The organism is Candidatus Magnetaquicoccus inordinatus (assembly GCF_004217665.1).
Taxonomy (GTDB): Bacteria; Pseudomonadota; Magnetococcia; order Magnetococcales; family Magnetaquicoccaceae; genus Magnetaquicoccus; species Magnetaquicoccus inordinatus.
Map to the genome: position 1 here is coordinate 1 of NZ_RXIU01000128.1, position 10,264 is coordinate 10,264.

The following is a 10,264-nucleotide window of genomic DNA, read 5'->3' on the forward strand; positions in this document are numbered from 1 at the left end:
ACCGGGACAGGTTGAAAGCGTCGTTCCAGCGCTGCATCTTTCTCGACATGTTTGCGATATTCATCCAGAGTCGTGGCGCCAACACAGTGCAAATCGCCGCGTGCCAGAGCAGGTTTAAGCAGGTTGGAGGCATCCATGGCGCCATCGGTCCGCCCGGCACCCACCAGGGTGTGCATTTCGTCGATAAAGAGGATGATGCCACCTTCGGCTTTTTGCACCTCTTGCAGGACCGCTTTGAGGCGCTCTTCAAATTCGCCGCGATATTTGGCTCCTGCCAGCAGGGCTCCGATATCCAGGGCGACCAATCTTTTGTTGTGTAACGATTCCGGCACATCGGCGCGCACGATGCGTTGCGCCAAGCCTTCGGCAATGGCTGTTTTACCCACACCGGGTTCACCAATCAGCACCGGATTGTTTTTGGTGCGCCGGGAGAGTACCTGGATCGTGCGGCGGATCTCTTCATCGCGTCCGATTACCGGATCAATTTTTCCCTGCCGGGCCAGTTCAGTCAAATCGCGGGAATATTTTTCTAACGCCTGGAAGGTGCCTTCTGGATCCTGGGAGGTGACCCGTTGGGCACCACGTACCTGTTGCAGTGCGGCCAGAATCTTGTTTTCGGTGATGTGAAAGTCCCGAAACAGTCGTGCCAACTCGCTGTCGTTGCGGTTGTCTGCGGTCATGGCCAGCAGAAAATGTTCGGTGGAGATATATTCATCCTTGAGGGAGGTGGCTCTCTGTTCGGCATTCATGAACAGGACTTGCAGACGGCGGGAGGAGATCAGTTGATCGACTCCATCGACGCGGGGAAAGCGGTCGATTACCTTATCGACGGCAGTGAGCAGGGCCGAGTAGGCAATGCCCATTTTTTCCAGGATGGGACGGCTCAAGCCATCTTCTTGATTGAGCAGTGCGGAAAGCAGATGCTCCGGCTCCAATTGTTGATGGGCGCGGGCAGAAGCAATTTGCGCGGCGCTTTGCAAAGCCTGTTGCGATTTGGTGGTCAGACGCTCCTGGCGCATGGTTTTCTCCCAATAATAATTTCTGTTGGCAGCTCTGGGTATAGTGTGGCAACGAACGATAATGTGACTGCCTTGAAGTGATAAGTAGGGAGTGATTGCGGTTTGACAAGGGATGATTTGTCGATTGTCGCAGGGAGGGAGATACGCAGTGACTTGCAATAAGGTTGGGTTGCGCCTATGTTAGCAAGGCTTAATGGTAGAGGTTTGCTGTCAATTAGATCCTTTATTGGGGAGATTGTTATGTTAGACGCATATCGTCAGCACGTTGCCGAACGTGCCAAGGAGGGGGTTCCTCCCCTGCCGTTAACAGCGGCACAAACGGCCGATTTGACCAAACTGCTGCAAAATCCGCCGGCGGGCGAAGAGGCTTTGTTGGTGGATTTATTGGCCAATCAGGTGCCGCCAGGTGTGGATGATGCTTCCAAGGTGAAGGCGGCTTTCTTGGCGGATGTGGCCAAAGGAGCTATTGCCTGTTCCTTGATCAGCCGTCAGGAGGCAACTCGTCTGCTGGGTACGATGATCGGTGGCTATAATGTGGGACCGTTAATTGATCTTTTGGACGATGCAGAGTTGGCTGATACCGCAGTCGCATCGTTGTCCAATACCTTGATGATTTATGATTCGTTCAAAACAGTGGTCAACAAAGCCAAACAGAATGCCAAGGCCAAGCAGGTTTTGCAAAACTGGGCAGATGCCACCTGGTTTACCTCGCGTCCAAAGATGCCGGAACAGGTGACCGTAACAGTATTCAAGGTGCCGGGTGAGACCAATACCGATGATCTCTCCCCCGCATCAGAGGCATGGAGCCGTCCCGATGTGCCGGTGCATGCCAAATCGATGTTGATCAACCGCAAACCGGGCTCTTTGGAAGAGCTGGCCGAGTTGAAAAAGAAGGGGCATCCTCTGGCCTATGTCGGTGATGTGGTGGGTACCGGTTCCTCGCGCAAATCAGCGGCCAATTCGATGATCTGGCATATTGGTGAGGATATTCCTTTTGTGCCAGCCAAACGCACCGGCGGTGTGGTGATTGGCAGCAGCATTGCGCCGATCTTTTTTAATACGGCAGAAGATTCTGGCATGTTGCCGATTCAGTGCCCGGTGGGCGAGCTCAACAGTGGTGATGTGATCACCATTGATACCCGGAGCGGCACCATTACCCGTGAGGGTCAGGTGGTGAGCAGCTTTACGCTGCAACCTTCGACCTTGGCCGATGAATTTCAGGCTGGTGGACGGGTCAACCTGATTGTAGGACGTAAATTGACAGCAGAGGCTCGTGAAGTGTTGGGTCTGCCCGCGTCAACCTTGTTCCAACAGGTGGAAAATCCGCTGGATAGCGGAAATGGGTATACGCTGGCGCAAAAGATGGTGGGTAAATCGGTTGGTTTGTCTGGGGTGCGCCCGGGTACCTATTGTGAGCCCAAGATGACCACGGTGGGATCACAGGATACCACAGGTCCGATGACGCGCGATGAGATCAAGGAGCTGGCTTGCTTAGGCTTTTCGGCAGATCTGGTTTTGCAGAGCTTTTGCCATACTGCAGCCTATCCCAAGGCAGTGGATATTAAAACCCATCAGACCCTGGGTAAATTTTTTGAGGATCGGGGTGGCGTGGCCTTGCATCCGGGTGATGGGGTGATTCACTCCTGGTTGAACCGTTTTTGTCTGCCCGATACGGTGGGTACTGGTGGGGATTCCCATACCCGTTTTCCGATTGGCATCTCTTTCCCGGCAGGATCGGGTTTGGTCGCTTTTGCTGCGGCAACTGGCGCCATGCCGTTGGTGATGCCGGAGTCGGTGTTGGTTCGTTTTACCGGACGGATGCAGCCGGGGATTACCTTGCGTGATCTGGTCAATGCCATTCCCTATGTGGCGATTCAACGCGGTTTAATGACGGTAGCCAAGGCCGGCAAGAAAAATATTTTTTCTGGACGGATTTTGGAGATCGAAGGTTTGCCGCAGTTGAAGGTGGAGCAGGCGTTTGAATTGGCTGATGCCTCGGCAGAGCGTTCCGCCGCCGCTTGTGCGGTGCAACTGGATCAGGAGCCGGTGATCGAATTTTTGCGTTCCAACGTGGTCTTGTTGAAAAACATGATCAAACGGGGATACAAAGATGCAGCCGCTTTGCAACGGCGGATTGATGCCATGGAGGCCTGGTTGGCCAATCCGACCCTACTCAAAGCCGACTCGGATGCAGAATATGCTGCGGTTGTGGAGATCAATCTGGATGAGATCAAGGAGCCGATTTTGGCCTGCCCGAATGATCCAGATGATGTCAAGCTGCTTTCTGAGGTGGCTGGGACGACGATCAACGAGGTCTTTTTGGGCTCGTGCATGACCAATATTGGTCATTTTCGTGCGGCATCGCGCATTCTGGACGGACAGGCGGCAGTTCCTGGCCGTTTGTGGATTGCACCGCCGACCCGGATGGATGAGCGGCAGTTGATGGATGAGGGGGTGTACAGCATTTTTGGTAAAGCCGGGGCCCGTACCGAGGTGCCGGGATGCTCTTTGTGCATGGGTAACCAGGCGCGGGTGGCCGATAATGCCGTGGTCTATTCCACCTCAACCCGCAATTTTGACAATCGGATGGGTAAAGGGGCCCAGGTCTTTTTGGGTTCAGCAGAGTTGGGTGCAGTAGCCTCTTTGTTGGGTCGTTTGCCAACCGTGGAAGAGTATATGAAACATATGGCGGAGAAAGTGGATCCCAAAGCGGGCGATACCTACCGTTATTTAAATTTTGATCAGATTCCCAATTATGAAAATTCGGGTCTGGTAGCGTAGCAGTGATGAGGGGGGCGCAAGCCCCCCTCATTATATCTGGAGTGCCCAGAGCAGGTTGGTTGCCGGAGCCACTGCCGTCAGGCTTCAGGTGAGGATAGGCAGTACGGTATCACGCAGACAGTGCATATCATCACGGTTTGGATAGTCGGTATTATAGTGCAAGCCGCGACTCTCTTTACGGTGGATGGCCGAACGGATGATCAGGGAGGCGATCAAGGCGATATTGCGCAACTCAATCAAGTTTTGTGTGATTTGGCAATCCCAGTAATATTCATTGATCTCCTGTTGCAACAACTCAATACGATGGCGTGCTCTGGCAAGGCGGCGGTTGCTGCGCACGATGCCGACATAATTGCCCATAAAGCGGCGAATTTCATCCCAGTTGTGCGTAATCAATACCTCTTCGCCGCATTGGCCATCCGTACCAAAGCTGTCCCATGGGGGTAGTGTAGGTTGGGTGACACGGGGGCGTTCGCGGATTTGTGTCAGAATGGTGTTGGCAGTGGCATCGGCGAAGACCAAACATTCGAGGATGCTGTTGGAGGCCAAACGGTTTGCGCCATGCAGGCCGGTATGGCTGACTTCACCGATGGCAAAGAGGCCATCCAGATCGGTCCGACCATCCAGACCGGTGACCACGCCACCACAGGTATAGTGGGCGGCAGGTACGACAGGAATGGGCTCTTTATCGATGGCAATACCAAAGGTGGCACATTTGGCCATGATGGTGGGAAAATGCTCTTCGATGAAGGAGCGTCCTTTGAAGGAGATGTCGAGAAAGACACAATCGTCGCCGGTCCGTTTCATTTCATAGTCTATGGATTGGGCAACGATGTCGCGAGGCGCCAGTTCGGCATCGGGATGGTGATGGGGCATAAAGCGGGTGCCATCTTGGCGCAATAAAATTCCCCCTTCGCCGCGAACAGCTTCCGAGATGAGAAAATTTTTGGCGCTGGGGTGGTAGAGGCAGGTGGGATGGAACTGCATAAACTCCATATTGGCCACCCGACAGCCAGCCCGATAGGCCATGGCGATGCCATCACCGGTTGCGGTATCCGGGTTGGAGGTGTAGAGGTAGACCTTGCCAGCGCCCCCGGTAGCCAGGATGGTAAAGCGTGCCTGATAGGTGATGACGCGACTGGTGGGGATGTCCAGGACATAGGCGCCAAAGCAGCGATTGGGTTGTCCGGGAACAAAACGGCCAATTTTATGGGCAGTAATCAGATCGATGGCAATCTGATCTTGATACATGCGAATATTGGGATGTTGGCTGACTCTTTCCAGGAGGGTGGCCATCACCGCCTTGCCGGTAGCGTCGGCGGTGTGGATTACCCGGCGGGCAGAGTGTCCCCCTTCGCGCGTCAGGTGGTAGCCGCCATCCTCATCTCTGGTGAAAGCAACACCAATATCAATCAGGCGGCGAATCGATTTGGCGCCATTGCCGACTACGAAGCGCACGGTTTCCGGGTGGCAAAGTCCGGCTCCGGCAACCAAGGTATCTTCAATATGCGCTTCCAGTTGGTCATCAGGATCCAGGACGGCAGCGATGCCGCCTTGGGCATATTGGCTGTTTGATTCACCAGCTTCTGTTTTGGTAAGCAGGATAACGGAGCCGTTTCCAGCCAGGCGCAGGGCCAGGTCCAGACCGGCAATACCGCCGCCAAGGATCAAAAAATCAGCAGAAAGCAGGCGCTCTTCGGGAGAATTGACAATCATTGTGTATCCGTAGGCAAATTCATGATAGAGTGAGTCAAAGTTTGAGAGAGTATGGTACGCTGTGATCCTTATTTTAGGCCAGTCTTTTTTTTATGAACATTTTAGGGAAAAATGGGGTCTGTGCTGATGGAGGAGAGGCATGCAGGCGAGGTAAGCGGCGAAGAAAAAAAGGCAACTGTCAAAAATCATGATCAGATTTTAATTGACCGGGTATTAACCGGAGATCAAAAGGCCTTTGAGTTGCTGGTGCGGCAGTATCAGGGCAAAGTGTCGGCGGTTGTTTCGCGTTATGTGGATGATCCAGACAAGGTACGCGATTTGGTGCAGGAGACCTGGATAAAAGCCTATCGGGCATTGCCGGGGTTTCGAGGAGAATCCACTTTTTTTACCTGGTTGTACCGAATCGCCACGAATGTTACCAAAAACCACTGGTTGGCAGCAGGGAAGACCATTTCCATCAGTGAGTTGGAGGAGGATATTGAGGGAGAGTATGTTCTGCCTCAATTACAAGATCATGAAACACCGGAAAGGCAATTATTGCGTAAAGAGATGATGGAAAACGTACAGGCGGCCATAGATTCCTTGGTTCCCAGTATGAAAAAGGCTATCCTGCTACGGGATGTGCAGGGGCTTTCCTATGAAGAGATAGCAGAGGTTTTGGATTGTCCGGTAGGTACTGTTCGGTCGCGCATTTTTAGAGGACGGCAGGAGATTGCCAATCGGATGCGCAGTTATTTGGGTGAACGCGGTCGTAGTCGTGTGTCGGGTAATGTTTCCAGTGTGGTGTCGGCATAATAAGGGTGGAGGAATAAAGATGGCTTGTAATCCGGAATTGGTTTCAGCATTTTTGGATGGCGAGTTGGAGACAGTAATCCTGCATCCTGTGGTGGCGCATTTGCTGAAATGCGACCACTGTTGTCAAACCATGGGATGGTTGGCACAGGTGAAGGATGGAATAGGGGGATATTTGTGGCAGGATGGTGAGGATATGACGCAATCGATCATGGGGGCAATTCGCAACGAGAAGGTCTATTCTGTGCATGCTGGCCTGTTTGATCGTTTGCGTCGTTTTGGTGTTCCGGCAGTGATGATTGCCACAGCACTCTCTGCATTGCCGAATGGGGAAGGGGTGGAACCAGCGGTTGAACAAGTGGAGATCTCCTTTATATCCCATGTCGCAGGTTTGTCTGGCGGGGAAGAGTAAAAGAATTGGTGAGGAGAGAAAGGGATGTTACGGGAAGAGGGCGTTGTGGTGGCGGTAGAGGGTGAATATGCAATTGTTGCCAACCAGCGCCGTGGAGGCTGTGGAGGGTGTCATGCCGAAGCAAGTTGTGGTGCCCTGTCTGCTGGTTCAGGGCGGCAGAGTGTAGGTATCCGTGCCCGCAATCCGTTGCATGCCGAAGTAGGAGAAAGGGTGGTTTTGGAAATTGCCGAAGGAGCGATGCTCAGAGCCTCTTTTTTGGTTTATGGGCTGCCGATTTTGGCGCTGGTTTTGGTGGGGGTGGTTGCGCGCTCCCTGGCGCGGGCCTGGGGGATTGGGGATAGTGAGAGTGTGGGGGCGTTGGCCGGATTGCTGGCTTTGGCCGGCACCTTTTATGGGCTCTATCTCTACAATCAACGCATTGAAAATGATGAGCGCCATCAACCGGTTATTGCCCGTGTTTTGAGCTCCGTTGCTGGACATGCCGGGGTCTGTTCCTGAGAGTGGTAGGGAGTGGTTGTCTATTTTATTGCTGGAGATGAAAAGAAGATGGAAAGATGCAAAATGTGGCATGGCAAGGGTCATTGGTTGCCGGGATTGTTTGCTCTGTTGACAGGTTTGCTCTGTGCAGTGGCTGGTGTGGTTGAGGCATCCACTCTACCGGATTTGGTTCCTTTGGTGAAGCGGTTGAAGCCGGTAGTGGTCAATATCAGCACCACACACAATCCTCCGGCGGCCCAGAAGGGGGGGAAGAATCCTTTTCCCGAAGGTTTTAGCAATCGTCCGCTGGATGAGCTGTTTCGTCGGTTTTTTGATCAGATGCCGCAGGAGTCACAAAAATCAAACTCATTGGGTTCCGGTGTGATCGTGGATGCGGCTGGCTATATTTTAACCAACAACCATGTCATCGCCGATGCCGATAACATACAGGTGCGTTTGACCGATGATCGGGAGTTTAATGCCAAGGTGGTCGGTAAAGACAGTAAAACCGATCTGGCGTTGATTCGTATCGAGGGGGCGGGAACCTTGCCGGTGGCCCAGTTGGGTGATTCCGACCGGGCTGATGTGGGCTCCTGGGTGATTGCCATTGGTAATCCTTTTGGTTTGGAGGCGACGGTCACCTCTGGAATCATCTCCGCCAAAGGGCGACATATCGGCAGTGGTCCCTATGATAATTTTTTGCAGACCGATGCAGCAATTAATCCCGGCAATTCGGGTGGTCCTCTGTTTAATTTGGATGGGGCGGTCATCGGTATCAACACGGCTATTTTTTCCCGCTCGGGCGGGAATATGGGTATTGGTTTTGCCATTCCGATCAACATGGCCAAATCGGTCATGGAGCAGCTCAAGTCGCATGGACGGGTGACCAGAGGCTGGTTGGGTGTGCGTATTCAATCGGTTACCCATGAGTTGGCCAAGGCGCTCAGTTTGGATAAACGTTATGGAGCCTTGGTGGCCAGTGTGGAATCGGGAAGTCCGGCATCTGCAGCAGGAATTCAACCGGGCGATGTGGTGATTCGTTTTGATGGTCGTGATGTGGGGCAGATGAATGAGTTGCCGGCTATTGTCGCCGAGACTCCCATCGGTAAAAAAGTGCGCATCGATTTGATTCGCGATGGCAAAGCCATCTCTCTGGATGTGGTGGTTGCCGAATTGAAAGAGAAAGCTGCGGAGGTGGCGAGCAGCTCTGACAAGGCAGATGCCTCTTCTTTTGGGGCCAGTGTGCGTTCTTTGACTCCAGAGTTGCGTGAGCAGTTGGAGTTGGAGGAGTCGGTGCGCGGTGTGGTGATTACCGCAGTAGAGCCGGGAAGCAGTGCTGCCAATGCTGGTTTGCGGGCCAAGGATGTCATCGCAGAGATCAATCGGAAACCGATTCGTGATGTGGCTGATTTTCGTCGGGCTTTGCAAAATGCCAAAACAGGGGATGCGTTGTTGATCCTGTTGTTTCGCGGGGGTGAACCGCTCTATCTGGCGGTACAATTGGCAGATTCAGGAAAATAGTTGCCGATGTTTAAGGATTCTTGAATACGTAGGACAAACGGGTTAAAATTCCGGGTTTGGATGAAGCCAGGGGTGGCATAAGGCGGGTGGGCAAAAAAAACCCGTTACAGCCGAGGTCGCAAGAATTTGGTGAGGAGGAGTCAGGTTTCGTGAGGATTGATGTTTATGACAATAACGTGGATCAAGCGATCCGGGTTCTGAAAAAAAAGATGATCCGGGAAGGCATGTTCCGGGAGATGAAAAAGCGTAAATTTTTTGAGAAGCCGTCTGAACGCAAACGGCGCAAAAAGGCGGAAGCGGTGCGTCGCTTGCGTAAAAAAATGCGTCGTTCCGTGGCTGGTCCAGGTTAAACGTTTGCCAATACAGGCCGGAGAGCTTGTGAAAAATGGTCGCGAGCAAGCATATGGGCAAGGCGCAGGCGAATGAGCGACGAGACATATCAAGCTAGGCGAGGAGCGAATGAGCCTGCAACGCAGCCCATGGGCTGCACTGTAGATTTATTCACAAGCTCGGAGTGGAACTTGTGACAGCCAAAGAGAGTACTGCGGTTGAAGCACAATTTTCTGCTCGGGATGTGCACGCGCGAAAGCAGGGATAAAGCAGAGGGGAAGTGGCTGTGGTCCGCTCCATTGGCCTCTGTGGGCAGGAGTCGAGACCGTCCGACAGATGCGTATGCTGGATAGGGTTGGTTGAGGAGGCTTTTATGTCACAGTTGCTGCAACCTAAAGAGTGGAAACAGTTTGTCAAACCGGGGGACCGTATTTTTATCGGTTCCGGTCCCGGTTGTCCGCATGCGCTGGTGCGCAGTTTGTTGGACCGGGTACACTCGAAGCATTTTTATGATCTGGAGTTTGTGCACATTTTGACTCTGGGAGAGGCACCTTGGCTTGATCCCCGCTATCGTGATTCGGTACGGGTCAATGCCTTGTTTCTTGGGGAAGAGACGCGCAAGGCGGTGCAAAAGGGGGAGGCCGATTATACCCCCTGTTTCCTCTCCGAAGTGCCCTCCCTGTTTACCGGGGGGGTGCTTCCGATTGATGTTGCTTTGGTACAATTGTCCCCACCGGATGAGGAGGGCTATTGTTCCTTAGGTCTCACAGTAGACATTGTGCGTGCGGCGATTGAGTCGGCCCGTTATGTGGTGGCGCAGATCAATCCCAATATGCCACGTACCCATGGCAATACCCGTATCTCCATGGATGAAGTGGATGCCTACATGGAGATTCCGGCTCCCCTGACCGAACTGCCCAAAGCCAAGATGAACAAAGAGACCGAACGTATCGGTCAATATGTGGCCATGCTGGTAGAGGATGGGGCCACTTTGCAAATGGGTATCGGCAAGATACCCGATGCGGTTTTGCGGGCGCTGCGCCATCATAAAAATTTGGGTGTGCATACCGAAATGTTTAGCGATGGCTTGATGCAGTTGATGCAAAGCGGTGTGGTAGACAACTCGCGCAAGGCCATTCACACCGGTAAAACGGTGACCTCGTTTTGCATGGGTTCCAAGGCGCTGTATGATTTTGTCAACAACAATCCCCTGATT

General features: G+C 53.0%; 8 protein-coding genes and 1 pseudogene. 7 read left to right on the top strand and 2 right to left on the bottom strand.

The window, feature by feature from the left end; genetic code table 11:
* The coding region (locus EJP87_RS18910) for a Clp protease N-terminal domain-containing protein (RefSeq protein WP_130471772.1) at nucleotides 1–1,019 on the bottom strand (1,019 nt) is incomplete at its 3' end.
* A 240-nt stretch (nucleotides 1,020–1,259) separates the two neighbouring features.
* On the opposite strand from EJP87_RS18910, the gene acnB reads away from it, so the two are divergent.
* The gene (acnB, locus tag EJP87_RS10225; RefSeq protein WP_130471773.1) at nucleotides 1,260–3,800 is read left to right on the top strand and encodes a bifunctional aconitate hydratase 2/2-methylisocitrate dehydratase; all 2,541 of its coding nucleotides are present in this window, start codon (nucleotides 1,260–1,262) and stop codon (nucleotides 3,798–3,800) included.
* Between the two features lie 84 nt (nucleotides 3,801–3,884).
* Here acnB and nadB read toward each other — a convergent pair whose 3' ends face one another.
* Nucleotides 3,885–5,516: an L-aspartate oxidase gene (gene nadB / locus EJP87_RS10230; protein WP_130471774.1), complete on the bottom strand. Its 1,632-nt coding sequence runs from the start codon at nucleotides 5,514–5,516 to the stop codon at nucleotides 3,885–3,887.
* Between the two features lie 126 nt (nucleotides 5,517–5,642).
* On the opposite strand from nadB, the gene EJP87_RS10235 reads away from it, so the two are divergent.
* From EJP87_RS10235 to EJP87_RS10260, 6 genes and pseudogenes are all read left to right on the top strand, one after another.
* Nucleotides 5,643–6,311 carry a sigma-70 family RNA polymerase sigma factor gene (locus tag EJP87_RS10235; RefSeq protein WP_130471775.1) on the top strand — a complete coding sequence of 223 codons (669 nt, stop codon included), beginning with the start codon at nucleotides 5,643–5,645 and terminating at the stop codon, nucleotides 6,309–6,311.
* Nucleotides 6,312–6,330: 19 nt separating this feature from the next.
* Nucleotides 6,331–6,720: a zf-HC2 domain-containing protein gene (locus EJP87_RS10240; protein WP_130471776.1), complete on the top strand. Its 390-nt coding sequence runs from the start codon at nucleotides 6,331–6,333 to the stop codon at nucleotides 6,718–6,720.
* A gap of 24 nt (nucleotides 6,721–6,744) precedes the next feature.
* Nucleotides 6,745–7,218, top strand: a complete 474-nt coding sequence (locus tag EJP87_RS10245; RefSeq protein WP_130471777.1) for a SoxR reducing system RseC family protein — start codon at nucleotides 6,745–6,747, stop codon at nucleotides 7,216–7,218.
* Nucleotides 7,219–7,266: 48 nt separating this feature from the next.
* A complete protein-coding gene (locus EJP87_RS10250) occupies nucleotides 7,267–8,718 on the top strand; it encodes a DegQ family serine endoprotease (protein ID WP_227657569.1) in 1,452 nt (483 codons plus the stop codon).
* 149 nt (nucleotides 8,719–8,867) lie between these two features.
* Nucleotides 8,868–9,065: pseudogene (gene rpsU, locus EJP87_RS10255) on the top strand (30S ribosomal protein S21); the annotation flags it as partial.
* A 356-nt stretch (nucleotides 9,066–9,421) separates the two neighbouring features.
* Nucleotides 9,422–10,264, top strand: an 843-nt coding sequence (locus EJP87_RS10260) for an acetyl-CoA hydrolase/transferase family protein (protein WP_420886858.1), incomplete at its 3' end; no start/stop codon positions are given.